At 75.5% G+C, this 26,122-nt stretch carries 20 protein-coding genes, 2 pseudogenes and 1 riboswitch; of the genes and pseudogenes, 13 read left to right on the top strand and 9 right to left on the bottom strand.

What is annotated here, in order from left to right; genetic code table 11:
* Nucleotides 1-10 precede the first annotated feature (10 nt).
* Complete coding sequence (gene cobF / locus NUM_RS23485) at nucleotides 11-799, bottom strand: precorrin-6A synthase (deacetylating) (protein WP_207127086.1); 789 nt, start codon at nucleotides 797-799, stop codon at nucleotides 11-13.
* Nucleotides 796-4,542, bottom strand: coding sequence for a cobaltochelatase subunit CobN (gene cobN / locus NUM_RS23480; RefSeq protein WP_225918795.1), 3,747 nt, complete (start codon nucleotides 4,540-4,542; stop codon nucleotides 796-798). Before cobN ends, cobF begins: the two co-directional genes overlap by 4 nt.
* 457 nt (nucleotides 4,543-4,999) lie before the next feature.
* Between cobN and NUM_RS23475 the strand changes: the two genes are divergently transcribed.
* From NUM_RS23475 to NUM_RS23465, 3 genes are read left to right on the top strand one after another with little or no spacing between them, the layout of a single operon-like run.
* Entirely contained in the window at nucleotides 5,000-6,079 is a 1,080-nt protein-coding gene (locus NUM_RS23475; protein ID WP_207127085.1) for a sulfite reductase subunit beta, read from the top strand.
* On the top strand, nucleotides 6,067-6,735 hold the full coding sequence (locus tag NUM_RS23470; protein WP_207127084.1) for a precorrin-8X methylmutase: 669 nt from the start codon (nucleotides 6,067-6,069) through the stop codon (nucleotides 6,733-6,735). Before NUM_RS23475 ends, NUM_RS23470 begins: the two co-directional genes overlap by 13 nt.
* Nucleotides 6,732-8,297 (top strand): precorrin-2 C(20)-methyltransferase, encoded by a 1,566-nt coding sequence (locus NUM_RS23465; protein WP_207127083.1) that lies wholly within the window; start codon nucleotides 6,732-6,734, stop codon nucleotides 8,295-8,297. The genes NUM_RS23470 and NUM_RS23465 overlap by 4 nt, the downstream gene beginning before the upstream one ends.
* Here the strand turns inward: NUM_RS23465 and NUM_RS23460 are convergent.
* Nucleotides 8,228-9,157: a cobalt-precorrin-4/precorrin-4 C(11)-methyltransferase gene (locus NUM_RS23460; RefSeq protein ID WP_207127082.1), complete on the bottom strand. Its 930-nt coding sequence runs from the start codon at nucleotides 9,155-9,157 to the stop codon at nucleotides 8,228-8,230. The two genes, NUM_RS23465 and NUM_RS23460, sit on opposite strands and share 70 nt — an antisense overlap.
* Before the next feature lie 110 nt (nucleotides 9,158-9,267).
* Nucleotides 9,268-10,500: a precorrin-6Y C5,15-methyltransferase (decarboxylating) subunit CbiT gene (gene cbiT / locus NUM_RS23455; RefSeq protein WP_207127081.1), complete on the bottom strand. Its 1,233-nt coding sequence runs from the start codon at nucleotides 10,498-10,500 to the stop codon at nucleotides 9,268-9,270.
* A 93-nt stretch (nucleotides 10,501-10,593) separates the two neighbouring features.
* A riboswitch (cobalamin riboswitch) is annotated at nucleotides 10,594-10,713 on the top strand.
* 61 nt (nucleotides 10,714-10,774) lie between these two features.
* Between cbiT and NUM_RS23450 the strand changes: the two genes are divergently transcribed.
* From NUM_RS23450 to cobA, 4 genes and pseudogenes are all read left to right on the top strand, one after another.
* Nucleotides 10,775-12,925, top strand: a complete 2,151-nt coding sequence (locus NUM_RS23450; RefSeq protein ID WP_207127080.1) for a VWA domain-containing protein — start codon at nucleotides 10,775-10,777, stop codon at nucleotides 12,923-12,925.
* A complete protein-coding gene (cobO, locus tag NUM_RS23445; RefSeq protein WP_207127079.1) occupies nucleotides 12,925-13,539 on the top strand; it encodes a cob(I)yrinic acid a,c-diamide adenosyltransferase in 615 nt (204 codons plus the stop codon). Before NUM_RS23450 ends, cobO begins: the two co-directional genes overlap by 1 nt.
* A pseudogene (locus tag NUM_RS23440) lies at nucleotides 13,533-14,906 on the top strand (cobyrinate a,c-diamide synthase); the annotation flags it as partial. The gene cobO and the pseudogene NUM_RS23440, both read left to right, overlap by 7 nt.
* A gap of 276 nt (nucleotides 14,907-15,182) precedes the next feature.
* Nucleotides 15,183-15,929, top strand: a pseudogene (cobA, locus tag NUM_RS37325) (uroporphyrinogen-III C-methyltransferase); the annotation flags it as partial.
* A 160-nt stretch (nucleotides 15,930-16,089) separates the two neighbouring features.
* Here the strand turns inward: cobA and NUM_RS23435 are convergent.
* The 3 genes from NUM_RS23435 to NUM_RS23425 all read right to left on the bottom strand — a co-directional run bounded on the left by NUM_RS23435 (nucleotide 16,090) and on the right by NUM_RS23425 (nucleotide 17,751).
* Nucleotides 16,090-16,830, bottom strand: coding sequence for a cobalt-precorrin-6A reductase (locus tag NUM_RS23435; RefSeq protein WP_225918794.1), 741 nt, complete (start codon nucleotides 16,828-16,830; stop codon nucleotides 16,090-16,092).
* A gap of 61 nt (nucleotides 16,831-16,891) precedes the next feature.
* Nucleotides 16,892-17,056 carry a hypothetical protein gene (locus tag NUM_RS23430; RefSeq protein WP_207127078.1) on the bottom strand — a complete coding sequence of 55 codons (165 nt, stop codon included), beginning with the start codon at nucleotides 17,054-17,056 and terminating at the stop codon, nucleotides 16,892-16,894.
* Nucleotides 17,057-17,157: 101 nt separating this feature from the next.
* The gene (locus NUM_RS23425; RefSeq protein WP_207127077.1) at nucleotides 17,158-17,751 is read right to left on the bottom strand and encodes a TetR/AcrR family transcriptional regulator; all 594 of its coding nucleotides are present in this window, start codon (nucleotides 17,749-17,751) and stop codon (nucleotides 17,158-17,160) included.
* Between the two features lie 61 nt (nucleotides 17,752-17,812).
* Between NUM_RS23425 and NUM_RS23420 the strand changes: the two genes are divergently transcribed.
* Together NUM_RS23420 and NUM_RS23415 are read left to right on the top strand one after the other, a co-directional pair.
* A complete protein-coding gene (locus tag NUM_RS23420; RefSeq protein ID WP_207127076.1) occupies nucleotides 17,813-18,697 on the top strand; it encodes an oxidoreductase in 885 nt (294 codons plus the stop codon).
* Nucleotides 18,698-18,885: 188 nt separating this feature from the next.
* Nucleotides 18,886-19,716, top strand: coding sequence for an aldo/keto reductase (locus tag NUM_RS23415; protein ID WP_207127075.1), 831 nt, complete (start codon nucleotides 18,886-18,888; stop codon nucleotides 19,714-19,716).
* Nucleotides 19,717-19,723: 7 nt separating this feature from the next.
* Here NUM_RS23415 and NUM_RS23410 read toward each other — a convergent pair whose 3' ends face one another.
* Nucleotides 19,724-21,031, bottom strand: coding sequence for a lanthionine synthetase LanC family protein (locus NUM_RS23410; protein WP_207127074.1), 1,308 nt, complete (start codon nucleotides 21,029-21,031; stop codon nucleotides 19,724-19,726).
* A 110-nt stretch (nucleotides 21,032-21,141) separates the two neighbouring features.
* A complete protein-coding gene (locus NUM_RS23405) occupies nucleotides 21,142-22,035 on the bottom strand; it encodes an SMP-30/gluconolactonase/LRE family protein (protein WP_207127073.1) in 894 nt (297 codons plus the stop codon).
* A 137-nt stretch (nucleotides 22,036-22,172) separates the two neighbouring features.
* Between NUM_RS23405 and NUM_RS23400 the strand changes: the two genes are divergently transcribed.
* From NUM_RS23400 to NUM_RS23385, 4 genes are all read left to right on the top strand, one after another.
* A complete protein-coding gene (locus tag NUM_RS23400; protein WP_207127072.1) occupies nucleotides 22,173-23,168 on the top strand; it encodes a helix-turn-helix domain-containing protein in 996 nt (331 codons plus the stop codon).
* Between the two features lie 282 nt (nucleotides 23,169-23,450).
* Complete coding sequence (locus NUM_RS23395; protein ID WP_207127071.1) at nucleotides 23,451-24,446, top strand: ABC transporter ATP-binding protein; 996 nt, start codon at nucleotides 23,451-23,453, stop codon at nucleotides 24,444-24,446.
* The gene (locus NUM_RS23390) at nucleotides 24,443-25,213 is read left to right on the top strand and encodes an ABC transporter permease (RefSeq protein ID WP_225918793.1); all 771 of its coding nucleotides are present in this window, start codon (nucleotides 24,443-24,445) and stop codon (nucleotides 25,211-25,213) included. The genes NUM_RS23395 and NUM_RS23390 overlap by 4 nt, the downstream gene beginning before the upstream one ends.
* Nucleotides 25,214-25,317: 104 nt before the next feature.
* Nucleotides 25,318-26,103, top strand: coding sequence for an ABC transporter permease (locus NUM_RS23385; RefSeq protein ID WP_207127070.1), 786 nt, complete (start codon nucleotides 25,318-25,320; stop codon nucleotides 26,101-26,103).
* The last annotated feature ends 19 nt before the right edge of the window (nucleotides 26,104-26,122 follow it).

Raw genomic sequence — 26,122 nt, 5'->3', positions numbered from 1 at the left:
GGTCGGCGCGTCAGGTCGTCCCGTCGCGCTCGCGGCGCAGCAGGTGCAGGTCCAGCACCCAACCCGCGGCCGCGCGCGCGGCGGCGCGGGCGGCGGCGATCCGGGGCCGGGCGCTGGCGAGGTCGCCGGCGACGAGCTGTTCGGACCCGGTGCCGAGGTTGGCCCCCCACCAGACGTGCCAGCCGGTGGGGTCCAGCGCGTCGAGCTCCGCGAGCGACCGGTTCAGCAGTACGGCGATGGCGGAGTGGCCCTGCGCGACCGCCTCGGCGAGCCGGCGCCCGGTGGTGACGTGCAGCGGCTCGCCGATGTCGTGCAGCACGATGCGGTGCCGCGCGGCCAGCGCGGACAGGCTGGACACGCCCGGTACCACGTGCAGCCGCGCCCCGGTGGCGTCGGCGACCCGGTTCAGCACCCGGATGGTGGAGTCGTACAGCGCGGGGTCGCCCCAGACCAGGAACCCGACGTCGCCGTGGTACCCGTCGAGCGCGGCGGCCCAGCGTCGCGCCCGGGCCGCGTGCCAGTCGGCGACCGCCTGCCGGTACCCGGCGGCACCGGCCGGCGTGCGATCGCGCTCCACGTCCGCGACGACGACCACCTCGGGTTCGCCGGCCACGTACCGGGCCAGCAGCGCCAGGCGGGCGGCGGCCAGCGGATCGCCGTCCGGGCGGTGCTTCTCGGTGACGACGAACCGGCCGACCTCGTTCATCGCCCGGACCGCTTCGAGCGTCACCTGTTCCGGATCGCCCGGCCCGATGCCGATCAGCACGATCCGCCGCCTCGACCCACCGTGCTCGCTCACGCGCCCGGTCCGTCCTCCAGGTCGCCCTCGACGGCGAGGTAGACCTGCTGCATCGCGGCGAGTACCGCCGGGTCGGGCTCGGCCCACAGGCCGCGCTCGGCGGCCTCGTGCAGCCGTTCCACGATGCCGCGCAGCGCCCACGGGTTGGCCTCGCGCAGGAACTGCTGCGTCGCGTCGTCCAGCACGTACTCGTGCGCCAGCCGGTCGTACATCCAGTCGTGCATCACGCCGGTGGTCGCATCGAACCCGAACAGGTAGTCGACGGTCGCGGCCAGCTCGAACGCGCCCTTGTACCCGTGCCGGCGCATCGCGCCGATCCACCGCGGGTTGACCACCCGGGAGCGGAACACCCGGTTCGTCTCCTCCTGCAGGGAGCGGGTGCGCACCGCGTCCGGCGAGGTGGAGTCGCCGACGTAGGCCCGCGGGTCGGAACCGGTGAGCGCCCGCACCGTGGCGACCATCCCCCCGTGGTACTGGAAGTAGTCGTCGGAGTCGGCGATGTCGTGCTCGCGGCTGTCGATGTTCTTCGCCGCGACCTGGATGCGCCGGTAGTTGGCGCGCATGTCCTCGGCCGCGGGCCGCCCGGCCAGATCCCGGCCGTACGCGAAGCCGCCCCACGCGGTGTACACCTCGGCCAGGTCCGCGTCGTCACGCCAGTTGCCGGACTCGACCACCGGCAGGATGCCCGCCCCGTACGAGCCGGGCGCGGAGCCGAAGATGCGGGTGGTGGCGCGGCGCTCGTCGCCGTGCGCGGCGAGCTCGGCGCGGGTGTGCGCGCGCACGTGGTTGTGCTCGTCCTCCTCGTCCAGCGCGGCGACCAGCCGGACCGCGTCGTCGAGCATCGCGACCACGTGCGGGAAGGCGTCCCGGAAGAACCCGGAGATCCGGACGGTGACGTCGATCCGGGGCCGGCCCAGCTCCTCGTGCGGCACCACCGCCAGCTCCCGCACCCGGCGGGACGCCTCGTCCCACACCGGTCGCACGCCGAGCAGCGCCAGCACCTCGGCCACGTCGTCGCCGGAGGTGCGCATCGCCGCGGTGCCCCACACCGACAGCCCCACCGACGCCGGGTAGCCGCCCGTCTCGTCGAGGTACCGGGCCAGCAGCGAGTCGGCCATCGCCAGCCCGGTCTCGTACGCCAGCCGGGACGGCACCGCGCGCGGGTCGACGGTGTAGAAGTTGCGGCCGGTGGGCAGCACGTTGACCAGCCCGCGCAACGGCGAACCGGACGGCCCGGCCGGCACGTACCCGCCGTCCAGGGCGTGCAGCACCGCGTCGAGCTCGCCGGCGGTACCGGCCAGCCGCGGCACCACCTCGCTCGCCGCGAACTCCAGCACCCGGCGTACCTCCGGGTCGTCGGTCAGGTTCGCCGCGGCTGCCGGCTCCCAGCCGGTGTCCTCCATCGCCTCGACCAGCGCGCGCGCCCGCGCCTCGACCGCGTCGACCGCGGCGGTCGCCTCGGCACCCTCCTTGAGCCCCAGCGCGGTCCGCAGTCCCGGCACGCTCGCCGCCTCGCCGCCCCAGACCTGCTGCGCGCGCAGGATCGCGAGCACCAGGTCGACCCGCTGCGCGCCCGTCGGAGCCTGGCCGAGCACGTGCAGCCCGTCCCGGATCTGCGCGTCCTTCACCTCGCACAGCCAACCGTCCACGTGCAGCAGGAAGTCGTCGAACTCCGCGTCCGCCGGCCGGTCGGTCAAACCCAGGTCGTGATGCAGCTGCGCGGCCTGCATCAGCGTCCAGATCTCGGCCCGGATCGCCGGCAGCTTCGCCGGGTCCATCGCGGCGATGTTCGCGTGCTCGTCCATCAGCTGTTCCAGCCGGGCCAGCTCGCCGTACGACTCGGCCCGCGCCATCGGCGGCACGAGATGGTCGATGATGACCGCGTGCGCGCGCCGCTTCGCCTGCGCGCCCTCACCCGGATCGTTGACCAGGAACGGGTACACCAGCGGTAGGTTGCCGATCGCGGCGTCGGGCCCGCACGCCGCCGACAGCGCCGCGTTCTTGCCGGGCAGCCACTCCATCGACCCGTGCTTGCCCAGGTGTACCACCGCATGCGCGCCGAACCCGCGCTCCAGCCACCGGTACGCGGCGAGGTAATGGTGCGACGGTGCGAGATCCGGGTCGTGATAGATGGCGACCGGGTTCTCGCCGAAGCCACGTGGCGGCTGGATCAGCAGCACCACGTTGCCGGCCCGAATCGTCGCCAGCACGATCTCGTTGGCGTCGTTGACGAACAGGCTCCCGGGTGGCGGCCCCCACGCCGCGACCACGGCGTCGCGCAGGCCCGCGTCCAGCTCCTCGAACCAGGCCGTGTAGTCGGCGGCGGAGATCCGCACGTGCGCGTCGGTCAGCTGCCCCGCGGTCAGCCACTCGGCGTCCTGCCCACCGGCCGCGATCAGCGCGTGGATCAACGCGTTCCCGGCCTCGGTGTCGCGTGCCAGGCTCGCCTCGGTGTCCGTGACGAGACCCGCCCCGGTTCCGCCTTCATGGCTCGCCTCGGTACCGCCCGCGACCGCCTCGCTGTCGCTTTCCCGGCTCGCTTCGGCTCCGCTCTCGCGGCCCGCTTTGGCTCCGCTTTCGCGGCTGGGCTCGGTGTCGCCGGTCGGGTCGAGGCCGGGGATCTCGCCGACCTCGTACCCGGCGTCGCGCAGCCGGCGCAGCAGCCGCACCGCGGACACCGGGGTGTCCAACCCGACCGCGTTGCCGATCCTGCTGTGCTTGGTCGGGTACGCCGAGAGCATCAGCGCGATCCGCCGCCGTGCCGGCGGGGTGTGCCGCAGCCGGGCGTGCGCGACGGCGATGCCGGCGACGCGGGCGCACCGCTCCGGGTCGGCCTCGTACCGGGGCAGGCCGTCGGCGTCGATCTCCTTGAACGAGAACGGCACCGTCACGATCCGCCCGTCGAACTCCGGGATCGCGATCTGGTTCGCCGAGTCCAGCGGCGTCACCCCCTCGTCCGAGGACTGCCACTCGGCGCGGCTGGAGGTCAGGCAGAGCCCTTGCAGAACGGGGATGTCCAGGGCGCGGATGCGGGCCACGTCCCAGGCCTCGTCGTCGCCGCCGGCACCGGCGCCGGCCGGCGTGATCCCGCCGGCGGCGAGCACGGTGACGATCAGGGCGTCGAGCGTGCCCAGCGCCGCGTACAGCTCGTCCGGAGCCGAGCGCAGCGAGGTGGAGAAGATCGGTACACCGACCGCCTCGCCGGTGGCGTCGATCGCGTCCGCGAGGGCGTGCGCGAACCCGGTGTTGCCGCTGGCTTCGTGCGCGCGGTAGTAGAGCACGCCGATCCGTGGCAGGTCGCCGGCCGGCACCTCGCGCGGCGCGTACCCCCAGGCGGGCACGGCGGCGGGTGGCTCGAACCCCTCGCCGGTCAGCAGCACCGTGTCGGACAGGAACGCGTGCAGCTGGGCCAGGTTCGCCGGTCCGCCCTCGGCGAGGTACCGGTGCGCGTCGGCGGCGATGCCCGCCGGCACCGTGGACAACCGCATCAGCTCGGCGTCCGGCCGCTGCTCACCGCCCAGTACCACCAGCGGCAGTCCGGACCGGCGCAGTGTGGCGAACCCGTCCCGCCACGACTCGGGCGTACCGAGCAGCCGCACCACGGCCACGTCCGCTCCGTCGAGCAGCGCGGGCAGCTCGGTGAGGTCGAGCCGGCCGGGGTTGGCCCACCGGTACCCGCGACCGGACGCGCGGGCCGACAGCAGATCGGTGTCGGAGGTGGAGAGCAGCACGACGGTGCGCATGCGGGTCCTCCCCGGGAGTTCTCGCTCCCTGGACGGCGGAAGAGGCCGCGCTCAGTGTCTGGCTCACCGACCCACCGTCTCTCGACGGCGAACCGGCACACAGTGGCGGAACCGCCCCGGAATCGCACCGGAGTTCCTGAGAGGCCCGACGCGTGTCCGGGCCCCCGAGCACGCGGCCTGCGGGCTCGGCACCACCCTAGCGGGTCGGTGCGCGACGGACCGACCGGCCGCCGCCCTCGCATCCCGACGGGTACTCGCGGTCCGGCGGGTGCCGACCGGCCGTCGCCTTCGTGTGGCGGCCGGCCGTCTCCCTCGCGCGCGCGGAGCCGGCCCCAGCAGGTCGAGCGACGGCCGGTGGATCAGCCCGTCTCCCTCGCGCGCGGGGCCGGTCCGCGCCGGAGGTGACCCTCGTCGCGCCCGCCGCCGGGGCCGCGGCGGCTGGTGGCACCATGGCGCGGTGACCAGACGCGTGCATCCCGACCGCTGCCCGGGTGTGCTGCGTCCCTGGCTCGCGGCGGACGGCGCGCTGGTGCGGCTGCGCATCCCCGGCGGCCGGATCGCGCCGGCGACGCTGCTTCGGCTGGTGGCGCTGGCCGAACGGTACGGCGACGGCGCCGTGCTGCTGACCAAGCGGGCGAACCTTCAGCTGCGCGGCATCGCGGCGGTCGCCGGTACGGTGCCGGCGCCGCTGGTCGCCGACCTGACCGGCGCCGGCCTGCTGCCGTCGCGCAGCCACGAACTGGTCCGCAACGTGGTCGCCTCACCGCTGACCGGTCTGCGCGGCGGCCGTACCGACCTGCGCCCGGTGGTCGTCGCGCTGGATCACGCGCTGTGCGCCGACCCGGCGCTGGCCGCGCTCGGCGGCCGGTTCCTGTTCGTCCTGGACGATGGTCGCGGCGACGTGGCCGGGCGCGATCTCGACCTCGGCCTCTGCGCGCTCGACGGGACCCGCGTCCAGCTGCGCGCCGGCCGCCAGCACTGGGGCCCGGTGGTACCGGTCGCCGACGCGCCGGCCGCGCTCGTCGGGCTGGCGCGCCGGTTCCTCGCCGTCCGCGGCGACGGGCCGACCGTGCCGTGGCACGTCGGCGAGCTACCCACCGGCGGCGCCGCGCTGCTGGATCGGCCCGGTGATCGGCATCCCGCGGTCGTCGACGCCGGACCGCCGGCCGAGCCCGGCCGGTACCGTGCGGACGACGGGCGGCGGCTCGACGTGCTGGGCGTACCGGACGGGCTGGTGCGCCGCCCGCTGGCCGAGCGGCTGCGCGACGCGGCCGAGCTGGTCGTCACGCCCTGGCGCAGCATCGTCGTGGCAGGCACCAGTGCGGGATGCGTTGGTACGGAAGCCTTCGGCATCGTAGGTGCCGGCGCCGACGGGCGAGCCGGTACCCACGGCGGCGGGACGGACGACGCCGGTACGGCTGCCCGGGGTGTCGCCGGCGCCGGCGGCGACGCGGCGGTGACGCGCGGCGGCAGGGGTCCGAGTGCGACGCGCGGCGTGGTGAACGTCGGGGGAGAGGGAGCGGGATGGGCACGGTGACGGGGCCGCCGACGGCGCGGTACGGCTACCAGCGCGACGGCGCGGCGATCTACCGGGAGTCGTTCGCGACGATCCGGCACGAGTCGCGACTGGCGCACCTGCCGGCCGACGCCGAGAAGGTCGCGGTACGGATGATCCACGCGTGCGGCCAGCCCGATCTCGCCGCCGACCTGGTGGTGCATCCGCGACTGGTGTCCGAGGCGCGGGCCGCGCTGCGGACCGGCGCGCCGATCCTCACCGACGCGCACATGGTGGCCTCCGGCGTGACCCGGGCCCGGCTGCCGCACGGCAACGAGGTCGTCTGCCTGCTGCGTGACGAGCGGGTCCCGGAACTCGCGCGCGAGTGGGGCACCACCCGGTCGGCCGCCGCGGTGTCGCTGTGGGCCGACCGGCTCGACGGTGCCGTGGTCGCGGTCGGCAACGCGCCGACCGCGCTGTTCCACCTGCTGGAGCTGCTGGCCGACGGTGCGGCCCGGCCGGCGGCGATCGTCGGCGTACCGGTCGGGTTCGTCGGTGCCGCCGAGTCGAAGGAGGCGCTCGCCGCCTTCGCCGCCGAGCACGGCATCGACGTCCCGTTCCTGACCGTCCGGGGCCGGCGCGGCGGCTCGGCGCTCGCCGCGTCGGCGCTCAACGCGCTCGCCCGGGAGCAGGAGTGAGCGCCCCCGGCCGGCTGTACGGGGTCGGCCTCGGCCCCGGCGATCCGGAACTGGTCACCGTCAAGGCCGCCCGGCTGATCGGCGCCGCCGACGTCGTCGCGTACCACCAGGGGCCGCGCCGCCGCTCGCACGCCCGCCGCATCGCCGAGCCGTACCTGCCCGAGGGGGTGGTCGAGGAGCTGCTGGAGTACCCGGTGACCACCGGCGGCACCGACCACCCGGGCGGGTACGCCGGGGCCATGGCCGAGTTCTACGAGCGGTGCGCGACCCGGCTCGCGGCGCACCTGGCGGCCGGCCGCGACGTGGTGGTGCTCGCCGAGGGCGACCCGCTGCTGTACGGCTCGTACATGTACCTGCACGACCGGCTCGGCGAGCGGTTCCGGGCCGAGGTGGTGCCCGGCGTACCGGCGTTCGCGGCGTCCACCGCGGCGCTGGCTCGCCCGCTGGCCCGGCAGTCCGACGTGCTCACGGTGCTGCAGGGCACGCTGCCGCGCGCGGAGCTGGCCCGCCGGCTCGCCGACACCGACGCGGCGGTGATCATGAAGCTGGGCCGCACGTTCCCCGCGGTACGCGCGGCGCTCGCGGAGGCGGGTCGGCTCGACGACGCCTGGTACGTCGAGCGCGCGTCGCTGCCCGACCAGCGCTGGCTGCCGGTCGCCGAGGTCGATCCGGCCGGCGTGCCGTACTTCGCGCTGGTCGTGGTGCCGGGCGACAGCCACACCGGGCGCCGCCGGTACGACGATCCGGACGTGGCGCCGGAACCGGACGTGGCTGCCGCACAGCTGGCCGTGGTGGGGCTGGGGCCCGGCCCGGAACAGTGGCTGACCCCGGAAGCGGCGCAGGTACTCGCCGAGGTCGACCACGTGGTCGGCTACGCACCGTACGTCGACCGGGTGCCGCAGCGGGCCGGCCTGCACCGGCACGCCTCCGGCAACACCGTCGAGCTGGACCGGGCCCGCCTCGCGCTGGAGCTGGCCCGGCGCGGCGAACGCGTGGCCGTCGTCTCCGGCGGCGACGCGGGCGTGTTCGGCATGGCGTCCGCGGTGTTCGAGGCGGCCCAGGATCCCGGGTACGCCGGGGTCGACATCCGGGTGGTGCCCGGGGTCAGCGCCGTGCAGGCGGTCGCGGCGCGGGCCGGTGCGCCGATCGGCGCCGACTTCGCCGTGCTCAGCCTGTCCGACCGGCTCAAACCGTGGCCGGTGATCGAACGGCGGCTGCACGCGATCGCCGCGGCCGACCTGGTGCTCGCGGTCTACAACCCGCGCTCCCGCACCCGTACCACGCAGGTCGCCGAGCTGCAGCGGATCCTGTTGTCGCACAAGCGGTCCGACACCCCGGTGGTGGTCGGTCGGGACGTCGGCCGGGCGGCTGAGTCGTTGACCGTGACCACGCTGGCCGAGCTGGATCCGGCCACGATCGACATGCGCTGCCTGCTCATCGTCGGCGCGTCCGGCACCCGCACCACCGTCACCGGCCGCGTCTGGACCCCGCGCTACGTCCCGGCCGAGCCCGTACCGGGTGTGCCCGCCGCGCCGGAATCCGCTGCGCCCGTGCGGTCGTAGCCGGTGTGCGACTGCGCCACGGTGCCGGTACCCGACCCGTCCGCGGCGCCGGAGCCGACCGCGACGTCATCGCCGGTGGAGTGCACGGCCGCGGCGCGGGTGGTTCCGGCCGGAACGGAGCGCTCCCGGGACGGGTCGTAGAGGTACGACTCGGCGCCGCGGACGTCGGCGCCCAGCGCCGGCCCGACCAGGATCACCGCGGCCTGCCGCAGCCCGGCCGCCTCGACCCGGTCGCCGATGTCGGCCAGGGTGCCGCGCAGCACCACCTCGCTCGGTTGGGAGGCGTGCGCGACGACCGCCACCGGACAGCGCGATCCGTAGTGTCCGGCCAGTTCCGCGGCCAGTTCCCGGGTACGGGTGATCGCCAGGTGCAGCGCGAGCGTCGCACCGGTGGCAGCGAAGGCGGCCAGCGTCTCGCCCGGCGGCATCGCGGTGGAGCGGGCCCGGGTCCGGGTCAAGACCACCGACTGCGCGACCTCCGGGACGGTCAGCTCGGCGCCGAGCCGGGCCGCGGCCGCCGCGTACGCCGGTACGCCCGGCGTCACGTCCCACGGCACCCCGGCGGCGTCCAGCCGGCGGGTCTGCTCGTACAGCGCGGAGTAGAGCGACGGGTCGCCGGAGGTGAGCCGTACCACGGTGTGGCCGGCGCGGTGCGCGTCGACCAGTTCGGCCACGATCCGGTCCAGGTCGAGCCGCTGGGTGTCGACCAGCCGGGCGGCGGGACGGCAGTGCCCGAGCACCGCCGCGTCCAGGTAGGTGCCGGGGTAGAGCACCACGTCCGCGGCGCCGAGCAGGGCGACGGCGCGCAGGGTCAGCAGATCCGCGGCGCCCGGCCCGGCGCCGACGAAGTGCACGCTCATCGGCGTCTCCGCCTCGCCGCAACCCCGGTGCGGGACCGGTGACTCGCGCTCATCGGCGCTCCTGCCTGCTCGCAACGCCGGTGCGGCACGAGAACCCGGTTCGCGGTCGCTCACCGGGTCACCGCCCACTGGGTCACCACACGCGCCGGCGTCCAGCCGGTCAGCCGGCCCAGCGGCGCCGCGGACTCCACCTGGATGCGGCTCAGCTCCCCGCCGTGCGCCGAGTACCACCCCGCGAGCAGCGTCTCGGTCTCCAGCGTCACGCCGTGCACGACCAGCCGCCCGCCCGGCCGCAGCGCCGCCCAGCACCCGTCGAGCACGCCGGGGGAGGTGGCGCCGCCACCGACGAACACCGCGTCCGGTGGCGGCAGCTCGGCCAGCACGTCGCCGGCCGAACCGGTCACCACCCGCAGCCCCGGTACGCCCAGGGTCGCGGCGTTGCGGCCGATGCGCGCCGCGCGGTCCGGGTCGCGTTCCACCGCGACCGCGCGGCAGGTCGGATGGGCCCGCAGCCACTCGATGCCGACCGAACCGGCACCGGCGCCGACGTCCCACAGCAGCTGACCGGGCTGCGGCACCAGCCGGGCCAGCGCGCTGGCCCGCAGGTCGCGCCGGGTGAGCTGACCGTCGTGCTCGTACGCGTCGTCCGGCAGCCCGGTGACCAGCCCGCACCGGGTGGCGCCCGCGCACTCGATCGCCAGTACGTGCAGTGCCGGCGCGTCGCCGACCCACGCCGCGGCAGTGCCGCGGGTGATCGTCTCGTCGGCCGCGCCCAGCCGGGCGAGCACCGTGTACCCGCTGGCACCGAAGCCGTGCCCCACCAGCGTTGCGGCCAGCGTGCCGGGCGTGCTGGCGTCGGTGGACAGCACCAGGATGCGCCGGCCCGGCGCCAGGTGGCGGGCGACGGTGCCGGGGTCGCGGACCACCACGGTGGTCTCCGCCGGCCAGCCGAGCCGGGCCCGGGCCAGCGCCACCGACGACACCGCCGGCACCACGGTGACCGCGTCCGGTCCGAGCAGCTCGACCAGGGTCGAGCCGATCCCGGCGACCAGCGGATCACCCGAGGCGAGCGCCACCACCGGGCAGCCGGCCGGGTCCGCATCAGTTGACCGGCGCCGCATGCCGACGGACGTCTCGTGGCCGGCGAGGTCGGCCAGCAACGCCGGAAGGCGGTCGCGCAGTGGCGAAGGCCACTCGATCCGCCGCTGCCCGTCGATCGCCGGAACCAGAGCGAGCTGGCGCGGGGCGCCGAGCAGCACGCCGGCCGAGCGCACCAGCGTACGCACCGGCTCGGTGAGCCCCGGCCAGCCGTCCGCACCGATCCCCACCACGTGCAGCCTCACGGCCGGCCACGATACCGACGGCCGGACCGCCGCTCCGCGCAGGTGCGCCCGGGTACCGCCGGCCACCGGGTCGTTAGACTGCCGGGCACAGGCCCGAGGTGCCCGCACGTCGCGGGAGAATCGGGAAGCCGGTGAGAGTCCGGCACAGGGCCCGCTGCGGTGACCCGGAACCGTCGTACGACGGGGGCCGGGAAGTCCGAAGACCGGCCTCGGCGCCTGGCGACGGACGCGCCCGTGTCCGCCGCACCGATGGCAGAGAGCGCGGGAGCCCCGAATGCCACAGCACCATCCTGGGCAGTACCCCCTGTCCGCGGTCGTCGGCTCCGACGACCTGGTCCTCGCCCTGGTTCTCGCGGCGGTCGCCCCGGAGATCGGCGGAGTGCTCGTCCGCGGCGAGAAGGGCACCGCCAAGACCACCGCGGTCCGGGCGCTGGCGGCGGTGCTGCCGCCGATCGACGTGATCGCGGGCGACCGGTTCTCCACCGACCCGCACGAGGCGGCGCCGCTGTCGCCGGACGGTCCGTTCGGCGCCGACGCGCCGGTCGAGACCCGGCCGGTACGGCTGGTGGAACTGCCGGTCGGTGCGACCGAGGACCGGGTGCTCGGCTCGTTGCACCTGCAACGGGCGCTGGCCGAGGGCGTCACCGAGTACGAGCCGGGCCTGCTCGCCCGCGCCCACCGCGGCATCCTGTACGTCGACGAGGTGAACCTGCTGCACGACCACCTGGTCGACGTGCTGCTGGACGCCGCCGCGACCGGCCGGGTCAGCGTCGAGCGCGACGGCGTGTCGGTCGGCCACGCGGCGCGCTTCGTCCTGGTCGGCACGATGAACCCGGAGGAGGGCGAGCTGCGGCCGCAGCTGCTCGACCGCTTCGGCCTCACCGTGCAGGTCGCCGCCTCGCGCGACCCCGGGCAGCGGGCCGAGGTGGTTCGCCGGCGGCTCGCCTTCGACGCCGATCCGGCCGGCTTCGCCGCTGCGTACGCCGGCGCGGACGCCGCGCTGCGCGACCGCATCGCCGCGGCCCGCGACCTGCTCGGCCGGGTGCTGCTGGACGACGCGACGCTGGTGCGGATCGCCGAGATCTGCGCCGCGTTCGAGGTGGACGGGATGCGCGCCGACATCGTCACCGCGCGGACCGCGGCGGCACACGCGGCCTGGCGCGGGAGCCGCCGCATCGAGAGCGCCGACCTGCGGATCGCGGCGCGGCTCGCGCTGCCGCATCGGCGGCGCCGCAACCCGTTCGACGCGCCCGGGCTGGACGAGCAACTGCTCGACGAGCTGCTGGACAAGACCGAACCGGAACCCGACCCGGACGGCCCGGACTCGGATCCGGCGCGCGGCGAGTCGGACACCGATCCGGGTTCGGGCGGCCACGACGGCCGACCGGATCACGGTGCGGGAGGCGCGGATCGTGACCGTGCCCCGGACGATCGTCGCGACGGCGGCGGTCGCTCGCACGGTCCGGACGCCGGTGACCCGGGGCCCGGTGCCGAGCCCTTCGATCCGGAGTCGGCGTCCGACGGCGCGGATCGACCGCCCGGCAACGCAAGCGCGCCAGCCAGCCCACCCGGCCCGCCGGGGTCGGCCGGGGGTGCCGGCACGGTCACCGCACCGGGCGGCGCGCCGTACCGGGCGAAGCTGTTCACCGTCGACGGGGTCGGCGCCGGGGCGGCCGGTCGCCGTTCCCGGGCCCGTACCGGTACCGGGCGGCGGATCGGTGCGCAGCGACCGACGGTGTCCGGTGGTGCGCTCCACCTGGCCGAGACGGTCCGCGCCGCCGTGCCCTTCCAGTACGCGCGGGGCCGGCGCACCGGCCGGCTCCGGCTCGCCGCCCCGGACCTGCGGGTCGCGGTGACCGAGGGCCGCGAGTCCAACCTGGTGCTGTTCTGCGTCGACGCGTCCGGTTCGATGGCGGCCCGGCAGCGGATGGCGGCGGTCAAGACCGCGATCCTGTCCCTGCTCACCGACGCGTACCAGCGGCGCGACAAGGTCGGCCTGATCACCTTCCGCGGCGCGGACGCCGACCTGGCGCTGCCGCCCACCGGGTCGGTGGAGGTCGCGGTCGCCCGGCTGCGGGAGCTGCCCGCCGGGGGCCGTACCCCGCTGGCCGAGGCGCTGGCACGGGTCGCCGACGTGCTGCGGGTCGAGCGGCTGCGCGACCCGCGCTGCCGGCCGCTGCTGGTGCTGGTCACCGACGGCCGCGCCACGTACGGCACGGACGCGGTGCGGCGCGCCCACACCGCCGCCGCGGCGCTGGGCGCGACCGGCCTCGCCTCGGTGGTCGTCGACTGCGAGACCGGGCGGTTCCGGCTGGGGCTGGCCGGTCGGCTGGCCGACCTGCTGGACGCCACGCACGTACCGGTCGACCAGGTGGACGCGGCCGCGCTGGCCGGCGCCGCCCGTACCACGCGGGGGGTGGCCTGATGGCGCAGGGGACGCCGCCGGTGCGGCCGGCCGACGGGCTGACCACCCGGCAGCGCCGCAACCGGCCGCTGCTGGTGGTCAACACCGGCGACGGGAAGGGCAAGTCGACCGCCGCGTTCGGGCTGGCGCTGCGCGGCTGGAACCAGGGCTGGAACATCGGCGTGTTCCAGTTCGTCAAGTCGGCGAAGTGGCGGATCGGCGAGCAGGCCGTACTGGAGCGGCTCGGCGCGTTGCACGCCGAGACCGGCGAGGGCGGGCCGGTCGAGTGGCACAAGATGGGCGCCGGCTGGTCCTGGTCACGCAAGGAAGGCACCGCCGAGGACCATGCCGCGGCGGCGGCCGAGGGTTGGGCGGAGGTGCGCCGGCGGCTCGCCGCGCAGACCCACGACCTGTACGTGCTGGACGAGTTCACCTACCTGATGCAGTGGGGCTGGGTGGACACCGACGAGGTGCTCGCCACGCTCGCCGACCGGCCCGGCCACCAGCACGTCGTGGTCACCGGCCGGCGCGCCGACCCGCGGCTGGTGGAGCTGGCCGACCTGGTCACCGACATGACGCAGGTCAAGCACCCGTTCCAGGCCGGTCAGAAGGGCCAGCGGGGGATCGAGTGGTGAGGCTGCCGCGGCTGGTGATCGCCGCACCCGCCTCCGGCCACGGCAAGACGACCGTCGCCACCGGGGTGCTCGCCGCGCTGCGCCGCCGCGGCCTGACCGTCAGCGGGCACAAGGTCGGCCCGGACTACATCGACCCCGGCTACCACGCGCTCGCCACCGGCCGGCCGGGCCGCAACCTGGACCCGTTCCTGGTCGGTACGCACCGGGTCGCGCCGCTGCTCGCGCACGGCGCCGCCGGCGCGGACGTGGCGATCGTCGAGGGCGTGATGGGCCTGTACGACGGGCAACTCGGCACCGACGGGTTCGCCTCCACCGCGCACGTCGCCGCGCTGACCGCCAGCCCGGTGCTGCTGGTCGTGGACGTCTCGCACGCGTCCCGGTCGATCGCCGCCGTCGTGCACGGCATGCGGACCTTCGACCCGGGGGTACGGCTGGTCGGGGTGGTGCTCAACAAGGCCGGCTCGCCGCGGCACGCCCGCGAGGTCACCGACGCGCTGGACGCGACCGGGCTGCCGGTGCTCGGCGTCCTCGGGCGCGACGACGGGATCGTCGCTCCGTCCCGCCACCTCGGCCTGGTACCGGCGGCCGAACGCGCCGGTGCCGCCGCCGAGCTCGACGTGCTCGCCGATCAGATCGAGGCCGGCCTCGATCTCGACGCGCTGCTGGAACTGGCCCGCGCCGCACCGGAGCTGGACGCCGCGCCGTGGGATCCGTTCGCCGAGGTGCGCGCCCCGCACGGCGACCGGCCGGGTACCGGCGCCGCCGCGCCGGACGGGAGCCGGCCGTTGGTGGCGCTGGCCGGTGGCCGTGCCTTCACCTTCCGGTACGCGGAGACCGAGGAGCTGCTGCGCGCCGCCGGTTGCGACACCGTCGTGCTCGACCCGCGTACCGACCGCGAGCTGCCCGCCGGGGTGCGCGGGCTCTACCTCGGCGGCGGCTTCCCCGAGGTGTACGCCGGCGACCTGGCCGGCAACCACCGGCTGCGCGCCGAGGTCCGCGACGCGGTCGGCGCCGGCCTGCCCACCGTCGCCGAGTGCGCCGGCCTGCTGTACCTGTGCCGCAGCCTCGACGGGCGACCGATGGTCGGCGCGCTGCCCGCCGACGCGGCGATGACGCCGCGGCTGTCGCTCGGCTACCGCACCGCGGTGGTCCCGGCCGACGGGCTCGCCGGCCCGGCCGGCACCCGGCTGCACGGGCACGAGTTCCACCGCACCGCGCTGACGCCGAGCGCCGGCGCCTCGCCGGCATTCCTGCTGGACGGCCGCGCCGACGGCGTCGGCTCCGCGACGCTGACCGCCTCGTACCTGCACCTGCACTGGGCCGGCCAGCCGCAACTGGCGCAGCGCTTCGCCGCCGCCGCCCGCGCGTTCGGCCGCACCGCGGTCGACCGCCCGCCGCTGCCGTCGTCGGGCACCGCGCCCAGCGCCAACGCACCGGCCCAGGTCACCGGCACACCGGTTCCCGACGCCATCGCGCCACTGGCCGGCGCCGGCGCACCGGTTGCCGACGGCACGCCACGGGTGTCCGGTGTCGCCGGTGTCGCAGAGGCCGCCGGTGCCGCCGAGGTGGTCGAGGCTGTCGACGCCGCAGCGCTCGCCGATTCCGTTGCCGTGGCGGCGTTCGCGGCCGGGGCCGGTACGGTCGGTGAAGTGGTACTGGTCGGGGCCGGGCCCGGCGATCCGGGGCTGGTGACGGTCGCCGGCAAGGCGGCACTGGCCGCCGCGGACGTGGTGCTGGCCGATCGGCTGGTACCGGTCGAGGCGCTGTCCTGGCTGCGTCCCGGCGCCGAGATCGTCGACGTGGCCAAGCATCCGGGCGGCCCGGCGACCACGCAGGAGCAGATCAACCGCCTGCTGGTGGCGCACGCGCGGGCCGGTCGTCGCGTCGTCCGGCTCAAGGGTGGGGACAGCTTCGTGTTCGGCCGCGGCGGCGAGGAGGTCCTCGCCTGCGCCGAGGCGGGTGTCCCGGTCCGGGTGGTTCCCGGTGTCACGTCGTCGATCGCGGTACCCGCGCTGGTCGGGATCCCGGTCACCCACCGGGGCCGCACCCAGGGGTTCACGGTGGTCTCCGGGCACGTACCGCCGGGCCATCCGGACTCCACGGTGGACTTCGCGGCGCTGGCCGCGGTGGGTACCACCATCGTGGTGCTGATGGGCGTCCGTACCCTCGGGGCGATCACCGCGGCGCTGGTCGCCGCCGGCCTCGATCCGGCCACCCCGGCGGCGGTCGTCGCCGACGGCGGGCTGCCCGCCCAGCGCGTCGAGACCGGTACCGTTGCGACGATCGCCACGGTCGCGGCCGAGGCCGGGATCGGCCCGCCGGCGGTCACCGTCATCGGCGCCGTCGCCGGTTTCGCCGCCACCGCAACGGATGCGACCGCGCGAGACTGACCCGGACCACGTCGGACCCGGGCGCCGCAGGCGATTCCGCTCGCCGCACCCGCGCCGGTACGGTGGCGCGTGGCCGGGTCCATCGGTGCCGCGGCCACGGAGTGCGGGCGCTCTGCCCGGTGCGACGACCGATCCCGTCGCGGGCGCTGCGCGGGATGCGTCAGCCGCGCGCGATCGCCCAGGCCGCCGCGTCGGCCGGGTCGGTGACGGTCCGCGCGGTACCGGGCGGGGTGCCGCGGCGGACCACCACGACCGGGATGCCCAGCTCGTCGGCGACCTGCAGCTTGGCCCGGGTGTAGCTGCCGCCCGAGTCCTTGGTGACCACCGCGTCGACCGCGTGCTCGGTCATCAGCGCGTGCTCGGCCGCGACCGGGTACGGGCCGCGGCTGGTGCGCAGCGTCCATGCCGCCGGCAGCGCGACGTCCGGTACGTCGACCACCCGGACCAGCGCCGCGTGCCGGTGCAGCGGCCCGGTGAACGCGTCCAGCCGCTGCCGCCCGACGGTCAGAAACGGCCGCGCGGACAGGGCCGCGACCAGTTCGGCCGCGTCCCGGTGACCGTCCACCCAGTGCCAGCGGTCCGCCCCGGGTGCGTCGCCCCAGCCGGGGCGTTCCAGCCGCAGCAACGGGACGCCGGTGGCTTCGCAGCCTTCGACCGCGTTCGCGGTCATTCCCATCGCGAACGGGTGCGTCGCGTCGACCACGGCGGTGACGCCGTGCTCGGACAGGTACCGGACGAGCCCGTCGACGCCGCCGAACCCGCCGACGCGGACCTCGCCGACCGGCAGCCGCGGCCGGGCCACCCGGCCCGCCAGCGACGACACGAACGCGACGCCGGACGCCTGCAACAGCTCGGCCAGCGTCCGCGCCTCCGCGGTACCGCCGAGCACCAGCACCGTCACCGCGCACCACCCACGGGCCGCCGGCCGTGTGGTGACGTCGATCCGTGGTTCGCGGCATCGCTCATGTCCCGACGGTACCGGTCGCGGATCCCGCCGACGGCCGCAGCGCCGTGCCGCCGACGACCCGCGAGGCGAGTGCGAGTACCACCACGCCGGCCAGGCCGAGCAGCGTGACGAGCAGGACCCGGCCGGGGACGAACCCGGACCTGTCGCCGAGTGTCGGCACCGCTCCCGTGAGGTGTCGGCCGGGACGACGGCACCGGATCCCCGCCGGTGCCACGGCCGACGGCCGCGCGGCCAACCCGTACGGCCATCCGGCGCGGACCGTCAGGGGCGGGCGCCGCGGAGGAACTGCTGGACCGCCGTGCTGACCAGACCGTCGAGCAGCTCCGGCGGGACGATGTTGCCGTTGACGATCGAGGCGATGCCCTGCAGCGTCGCGAACAGCACGATGCCCACCTGCTCGGGGTCGCCGGCCTGCAGCGCGCCCTCCGCCTGGCCCTGGGCGATCACCTCGACGAGCAGCCCGAGCGTCGTCTCGGCCGCCTCGGTGATCCGGGTCGCACCGGGCCGGTGCTTGCTGGTGTACATCAGCTCCAGCAGCGCGGCGTTCTCGGTGGCGAACCGGGTGTAGACGACGGCCGCGGCCCGGACCCGGTCGGGGAAGTCGTCGGCGCTGTCCAGGGCGGCCCGCAGCGCCGCGTCCAGCCGGGCGAAACCGGTCTCGGCGAGCGCGTCCAGCAGCGCCTGCCGGTCGGCGAAGTGCCGGCGGGGCGCGGCGTGGCTGACGCCGATCTCGCGGGCCAGGTCGCGCAGCGCCAACTGGTCGACGCCGTGCTCGCGCAGGCCGCGTTCGGCCGCGTCGAGCAGGGCGGTGCGGAGGTTGCCGTGGTGGTACGGCCGCTCGCTGGTGGTGGGCACGGTCCGATCCTAGCTGTTGTTTTCGTTGACAACATTGTTGCCGGTGGCTACTATGTTGCTCATGACAACATTCGATCTCTCCGCTCTGTCCGGCCGCACCGTCGTCGTGACCGGCGGCAACAGCGGGATCGGTCAGTCCGCCGGTCGAGCGCTGGCCGCCGCCGGGGCCCGGGTCGTGCTCGCCGTCCGTACCGTGGAGAACGGGCGCGAGGCTGCCGCCACGATGCCCGGTCGGGTCGAGGTGCACCGTCTCGACCTCGCCGACCTCGCATCGGTCCGCGAGTTCGCCACGGCGTTCACCGAGCCGATCGACGTGCTGATCAACAACGCCGGGGTGATGATCCCGCCGCTGTCACGCACCGCGGACGGGTTCGAGCTGCAGTTCGGCACCAACCATCTCGGCCCGTTCGCGCTGACCAACCTGCTGCTGCCGCGCATCCGCGGCCGGGTGGTCACCGTGTCCTCGGTCGGGCACCGGGCGGGCACCATCGAGTTCGACGACCTCGACTGGCGGCGGCGCCGCTACCGGGCGATGGCCGCGTACGGGCAGTCCAAGCTGGCGAACCTGCTGTTCACCGCGGAGCTCCAGCGCCGCCTCACCGAGTCCGGCTCGCCGGTGCTCGCGACCGCCGCACATCCCGGCCTCGCCGCCACCAACCTGCTGTCGCGCCAGCAGACCGGGCTGCACCGGCTCGCCGACCTGCTGGTCCGGCCGTTCGCGCAGAGCGCGGCCGCCGGCGCGCTGCCGATGCTGTACGCGGCGACGGCCGAGCTGCCCGGCAACAGCTACGTGGGGCCCCGCGGGTTGCTGGAGTGGCGCGGCGCGCCGACGCTCGTCGGCCGCTCCGCGCGCGCCCGGGACACCGCGACCGCCGGTCGCCTGTGGCAGGTCTCCGAACAGCTGACCGGCGTGACGTTCCCGCAGCGGCTGCTGCACGCCGCCTGAACCGTCCGCGCCGCCCAGGCACCACCCGCGCGCCGGGCCGGCTGGCGGGCGCCGTCACCGCCGAAGCGGCCGGATCCGGCACGGGCCGGCCGGAACGGGACGGCTGTCGCGTCTCCCGGTTGCGGCGGACGGGGGGAGCCGGGGTCGATACCCTCGACAGCAGTCCGATCCCGGTGAAGGAGTGCGCGATGGCAGAGCCAGGTACGACGGCGGACGGGCGGGCCCGGGTGCTCGCCGACGGCAACGAGATTCCGCTGCTCGGGCTGGGCGTCTGGCAGGTGCCGGACGGGCGGGAGTGCGAGGACGCGGTGCGCTGGGCGCTCGCCGCCGGCTACCGGCACATCGACACCGCGCAGGCCTACCGCAACGAGCGCAGCGTCGGGCGCGCGCTGCGCGACAGCGGAGTGCCCCGCGAGGAGGTGTTCATCACCACGAAGTTCTTCCCCGGCCGGGAGGATCCGGAGCGGGAGGCGCAGCGCAGCCTGGAGCGGCTCGGCGTCGACTACGTCGACCTGTACATCATCCACTGGCCGCAGGGTGGGCCGACCTGGGCGTGGGACGGGATGCAGCGGGCGCACGCACGCGGGTACGCGCGGTCGATCGGCGTCTCCAACTTCGACGTCGAGGAGCTGGCCGCGGTGTTCGGGGTGGCCGAGGTACCGCCGGTGGTCGACCAGGTCCAGTTCAGCCCGTTCGAGTTCCGTCGGAAGCTGCTGGACGCCTGCGAGCAGCGCAACGTGGCGATCGAGGCGTACAGCCCGCTCGGTACCGGGCGGCACCTGGGCGACCGGCAGGTGGCCGAGATCGCCGAGCGACTGGGCCGCACGCCGGCGCAGGTGCTGATCCGGTGGGCGTTGCAGCGCGGCCTGGTCGTGCTGCCGAAGTCCACCCACCGGGAGCGGATCGAGAGCAACGCGCAGGTCTTCGACTTCGCTCTGACCGACGAGGACATGGCCGCCCTGGACGGCCTGGACCGCACCGACGGTACCGACCGGGCCCAGGAGCACGCCTGGTGGTGAGCGCGCCTCACCCGGTGACGCGCGGCGCGGCGGGGACCGCCCACCACTGTTCCGGGCGGTCCACCACCGGGGCGGCCAGCCCGTCGTCGAGTACCCGGGCGAGCCGGAACAGGTAGGCCGCGATGCCCGCGGCGCCCTGCATCCACGACGTACCGGGCGGCAGCAGCGGCTGCTCGATCCGGTACTCGACGAACCGCCAGCGGGCGCCCGCCTCGTCCCGGATCGCCCGCTCCAGCAGCGCGTCGCCCATCGTCCGGGCCGGAGCCAGCAGCTCCGCGTTGCCGGTGTCCTGCGCGGTGTCGAGCAGCATGTCGCCGACCCCGGCCGTACCGCAGCAGCGGCCGTCGTTGTCCCAGAAGCCGGGCCGCAGCCGTTGCGGCAGCCCGGAGTCGAGCACCGAGCGGATGCACCGCTCGCGCAGCTCGGCGACCGGATGCCCGTCGACGTCCGACACCCCGGCGCGCGCCAGCGCGGCGAACAGGTAGGTCAGGCCGGTCGGGCCGTGACACCAGCCGTAGGTGACCGGCTCGACCTCGCGGCTGGAGTACGGCAGGGTGTGCGGCACGACGAAGCCGCCGTCGGCGAGCGACCCGACCGACAGCAGGTGCCGCGCCCCGTCGACGGCGGCGTCGACGAAGTCCTTCCGGCCCAGCAGAGTGCCCGCGACGGCCAGCGCGCTCGCCACCCCGGCGGTGCCGTGCGCGAAGTTCGGCGTACTGGCGGGGTAGCCGGGATGCAGTCGCCAGTCGAGCCCGCCCTCGGTGCGCTCGGCCGCACCCAGCAGCGCGGTGCCGCCGGTCGTCAGCAGCGCCGTCGCGTCCAGGCCGCCGGCCCAGGCGGCGGCCAGCACGACCCCGGCGGTACCCATGATCAGGTCGGTGATCGGCTCGCTCGTCTCCAGGTCGGAGGTGCTGGGCCAGCCGTCCGGGGTGGCCAGCTCGGCCAGCCGGCGCAGCGCGACGCGTTCGGTGCCGGGCGCGAGCTGCCGCAACGCGAGGACGTGCCCGGCCAGCCCGTCGGCCCAGCACGCCTCGGTACGCTCCGGCGCGGTCGCGGTGAGCCTGGCCACGATGCCGTCGGCGAGGGTGCGCTCGGTGCCGGTGAGCGGCCGGTACCGGGCGATCTCGGTCAGCACCGGCGCCAGCCCGGCGATGCCGCTGTACGCCGAGTCGCGCTCGCCGTCCGGCTCGGTCGGCGGTGCACCGTCGACGGGCACGTCCTCGGGTAGCCACGGCCCGTCGTCGTCGCGCACCTGGGCCAGCACCCAGGACCAGGCCGCCTCACCGGTCTCCCGGTACCGTGTCGCATCAGGCATCCGACCAGCGTACGGCGCCGCGCCGACCGGCACTGCCACGCACGGCGCCGACGGATCCGGCGCACGGCGGGAGCCTCTGGGCAACGATCCGGCGCCCGACTCGACGGCGGTCAGGCGACGGCCGGGACCGGGATGGCGCGGACGACGAACGGTGCGGCGGCGGTGCCGTCGTGCTGGCCGGCGAACTGGGAGTGCACCAGCAGCAGCCGGTCGCCGAGGTGCGCGACCGTGGTCGGGGTGTCGCGGTGGCGCTGCGGCCAGCGGCCGACCAGCGCGGCGGAGCGCCGGTCCGGCGCGGGGCGCAGCGCGGTCAGCACGTAGTCCGCGCCGCCGTCAGGCCGGTCGATGTTGTCGCAGACGTACACCAGGTCGTCGACGACGACCAGCCCGTCGCCGTTGACCGGCACCCCGCCCACGTCGACCTGCTCGGCGGCCGCCGCCGCCACGTCGACCTGCTCGGCGGCGGCCGCCGCCACGTCGACCCACCACAGCGTTCCGCTGCCCTGCGCGGCGACCAGCAACGTGGCGCCGCCGTCCAGCGCCACGATGCCGTTGAGATAGGGCAACTCGCCCGGATCGGGCACCGTGAGCCACTCCTCGGGCGCGCCGATCTCCTCGCCCAGCGGCACCCGCCACAGCACCGGCCGGACCGAGTCGGTCACGTACGCGTACCCGCCGGCCACGCACACGTCGTTGAGCAGCGACGGTTCCGGCACCGGGTGGCGGGCGAGGAGGGCGCCGCTGGTCGTGTCGTAGCCGAAGAGCTGGCCGGTGTCGCCGCCGCACACCAGCAGCCGGCCGGCCGGATCGACAACCATCCCGGCCGCCTTGGTCCGGCCGTCGGTGCCGGGAGCCAGCCACACCTCGGTCTCCGGTTCGCCCAGGCGGCCGCGGAAGATCGTGCCCTGGGCGTAGCTGGAGACGTAGAACCTGACCCCGTCCGGGTCCTCGGTGATGCCCTCCGGGAACACGCCGTCCCCGGGCAGCAGGTAGTCGGTCAGCACGCCGCAACGGTACCGGCGGGTCGGACCGCCCTGCCGGGTTCGTCGGCGGCGTCACCACCGCGACGCGCCGTCCGGTCCGGCCGCAGCGTCGGTCACACTCCCGGCCACCACCGGCCCGGCCCGCCTATGCTCCGGACGTGATCCGGATCGAGTTGGACGAGCCGACGCTGTCGCGCACCCGGATCGCGCTGAGCCCGCTGTGGGAGACGGTGTGCAGCCTGCACCTGCTGCACCGCACCGGTGGCCGGCCGCCGTACCCGTACCAGGACTGGGCCCGGCGCGCCGTCGAGGCGGTGCCGGCGACCGGGATCGGGTGGTACCCGGCGGCGACCGACGGCAACTCACCGGACTTCCTGTCGCCGATCCCGGCCGGCCCGACCCCGACGATCGCCGACGAGCTGACCGCCCTGTGCGAGACCGATCCGGCCACCATCGTCGCGCAGCTCGACCGGCACCACCCGGACGGCGAACCGCCGGCACTGGCGCCGTTTCGTACCGATCCGGGCGCAGCGCTGTGCCGGCTCGCCGACCAGCTGCTGGCCTACCACGAGCGGGCGATCGAACCGTACTGGCCGGCGCTGCACGCGGTGCTCGACGAGGAGCTGCTGCACCGGGCCCGGGCGCTGGCCACCGACGGCGCCGACGCGCTGCTCGCCGACCTGCACGACCGGGTCCGCTGGCAGCGGCCGGTGCTGACGCTGGTCAAGCAGCTCGACTACCGGGAACGGGTGGTCGACAAGCAACTGCTGCTCATCCCGCTGGTGTTCTCCCGCGGCGGGCTGATGTGCTCCACCGACCATCCGCGCATCACCGCGGTGTCCTACCAGGCGCGCGGTGCGGCGGTGCTCGCCGGTGAGCCGGCGGAGCCGGCGCCGGCCGACCGGCTGGCGCTGCTGGTGGGGCGCGGCCGGGCGACGCTGCTGCGCGAGCTGGTGGCGCCGACCAGCACCGCGATGCTGGCTCGCCGGCTCGGCCTCGCCCCGAGCACGGTGTCCGAGCACCTCGGCACGCTGCTCGCCGCCGGTGCGGTCGCCCGCCGCCGGCACGGCCGTACGGTGCTCTACCAGGTCACCGAGACCGGTACCGCGCTGCTGACGCTGCTCGCCGACCCGGCCAGCAGCACCGTCGCCTGACCGTCCCCGGCGCGCCGGCCGACCCGGATTCCCGTCAGCCGCCGATCCGCGCAGCGAGCCCGGATCGGCGTAGCGGACCTCCGATCGGCGCCGCCCGGTGTCCCCGCCGGGCCGCGCGCGGTGTCCCGGTCGGGCTTCGCCCTGACGTCCCGGTCGGGCTTCGCGCGGTGCCCGGACGGCTCGGCCCGGTACCTCGGATCGGCCGCGGGGCGGCGTTTCCGGTCGATTCGGTCGCTGCCGAATCGTTGGCGTCGCGGTGGCCGCGGTTCCTACCGTGCCGGCATGGCAGGTGAACTGGCGATCGAAGCGGTGGGGTTGCGCCGCACGTACCGGACCCGGACCGGCTGGCTGCGGCCGCGGCGCGGCAGTGTCGACGCGGTGCGCGGGGTGGACTTCGCGGTGGCCCGCGGCGAGCTGTTCGGGCTGCTCGGCCCGAACGGCGCCGGTAAGACGACCACGATCAAGATGCTCAACACGCTGCTCACCCCGACCGGCGGCACGGCCCGGGTGATGGGCCTCGACGTCGTCCGCGACACCCGCGCCGTGCGGCGCCGGATCGGCTACGTGTTCGGCGGCGACCGCGGCCTGTACGAACGGCTCTCGGCGCTGGACAACCTGCGCTACTTCGCCGAGCTGTACGGCGTGCCGGCGCGCGAGCAGCGGGCCCGGATCGGCGCCCTGCTGGACGCCGTCGACCTGACCGGCCGCGAGCACGAGCGGGTGGAGGGGTACTCGCGGGGCATGCGGCAGCGGCTGCACATCGCCCGCGGGCTGCTGCACGAACCCGACGTGCTGTTCCTGGACGAGCCGTCGATCGGTGTCGATCCGGTGGCGGCCCGCGAGCTGCGCGCGATGATCGCCGAGCTGTCCGCGTCCGGAACCACGGTGCTGTTGACCACGCACTACATGGCCGAGGCGGAGGAGCTGTGCGACCGGATCGCGGTGATCGCCGCCGGCCGGCTCGCCGCGCTGGGTACCGCCGACGAGCTCAAGCACGCGGCGGCCGGCCGGCGGGTGCTGTCGGTCGAGGCGTACGGGGTGACCGACGCGCACCTGGCGCACCTCGACGCACTGAGCGGGGTACGCGACGCGACCGTCGAGGTGTCCGGCCAGCAGCAGACGCTGCGCATCCAGACCGACGCGCACGTCGACGTGCAGCCGGCCGTACTGCGGGAGCTGGCCGGGGTACGGCTCGGCCGGGTGGAGACGCGCGCGCCGACGCTGGAGGACGCGTACGTGGCGATCGTCAACTCGACGCGGGCCGAGGCGGCGGCGTGAACCCGGTACGGATGCTGCTGCTCGGCACGCTGTTGCAGGTCAAGCAGCAGAGCCGGTCGCCGCTGGAGATCACCATCTCGCTGCTGGTTCCGCTGGTGCAGGCGACGCTCGCGGTCTACCTGTTCAAGGCCGGCACGAACCCGCCGGCGCTGCTGCTGGCCGCGGTCGGGGCCGGGATGATGGGCGTCTGGTCGTCGGTGCTGTTCGGTTCCGGTGCGGCCATTCAGAACCAGCGGTTCCAGGGCACCCTGGAGATCCTGATGATCACGCCGATGCGGCCGGCGTTCAAGATCCTGCCGATCACGCTGGCCACCGGCCTGGTCGGGCTGTACTCGGTGGTCGCGACGCTGCTGTGGGGCGTGCTGCTGCTCGGGGTCCCGCCGTCGTTCGCCGCACCGCTGTGGTTCGTGGTCGCCGCGCCGGTGTGCGTGTTGGCGCTGGGCGCGTTCGGGCTGCTGCTGGCGAGTACGTTCGTGCTGCTGCGCAACGCGAACGCGATCGTCAACCCGCTCGGCTACCCGGTCTGGCTGCTGTCCGGGATGCTCGTTCCGGTGACCGCGCTGCCGGGCTGGACCGGCCCGATCGCCGCCGTACTGCCGACCACCTGGGGTGCCCGGGCGCTGCGGGCGGCGGTGACCGGCGGTCCGGTGTGGCCGGCGCTGGCGCTGTGTGTCGGCGAGGCGCTGATCGCGCTGGTGCTCGGCGCGATCGCGCTGCACTTCGTGGACCGGCGGGCCCGGGTCACCGCGACCCTCGCCCTGACCTGATCGGCGCCGCCGGCCCGGCGCCGTGTCTGTCCACAGTGGACATAAATACCTCCGGCCGGCGGCGCGCCAACGATCGCCGCATCCGCTCGTCCCAGTGAGGAACCATGCGCACTCTCAGACTGCTCACCGTCGGCGGCGTGATCGCCTACCGCGCCCTGTTCAACTGGACCACGCCGGCGATGTTCGTCGGCACCCTGCTCGTCTCGCCGGTGTTCCAGCTGCTGTTCTTCGTCTACCTCGGCCGCACCCTGCACGTCGGCGACGACCTCGGCTACCTGGTCGGCAACGCCGTGCTGAGCGCCGCGCTGGCCTGCGTGTACGGCGGCACGATGGCGGTGGCCAACGAACGCCGGTACGGCACCCTCGGCCCGCTGCTGCTCTCCCCGCTGCGGCGCGCCGCGGTCTTCGGTGGGCGGGCCCTGCCGTACGCGGTGAACGGGGTGCTGATCTCGGCGTTCACGCTGACGGTCGGGGCGCTGCTGCTGCGGATCCCGATCGGCGTCCGGTCGTTGCCGGGGCTGGCGCTGGCGATCTGCGTGGGCGCGCTGTCCTGCTCGTTCTTCGGGCTGACGCTCGGCTCGATCGGGCTGCGGTTTCGCGACGTGTGGCTGGTGTCCAACGTCGCTGACGCGGTGTTGTTGCTGGTCAGCGGCGTCAACGTGGCGCCGGCTGCGCTGCCGCCGGTGCTGCGGGCCGCCGGCGCGCTGCTGCCGCTTCGGCACGCGGCGACCGCCGCCCGCGAGGCCGCCGGTGGCGCGCCGCTGGCCCGGCTGGTACCGCCGCTCGGCGCCGAGCTGGGCCTCGCCGCGGGCTACGCGTTGCTCGCGATCGGTCTGTTGGCGCTGTTCGAGCGCGGCAGCCGCCGGCACGCCACCCTCGACGTGCTCTGAGCGAGGTTCTTGCCAGCGG

The sequence above is a fragment of the Actinocatenispora comari genome (assembly GCF_017312725.1).
In the GTDB taxonomy this organism is placed as follows: Bacteria; Actinomycetota; Actinomycetes; order Mycobacteriales; family Micromonosporaceae; genus Actinocatenispora; species Actinocatenispora comari.
The sequence above is the reverse complement of the archived record's forward strand: the minus strand, read 5'-3'. Positions and strand labels throughout refer to the sequence as shown.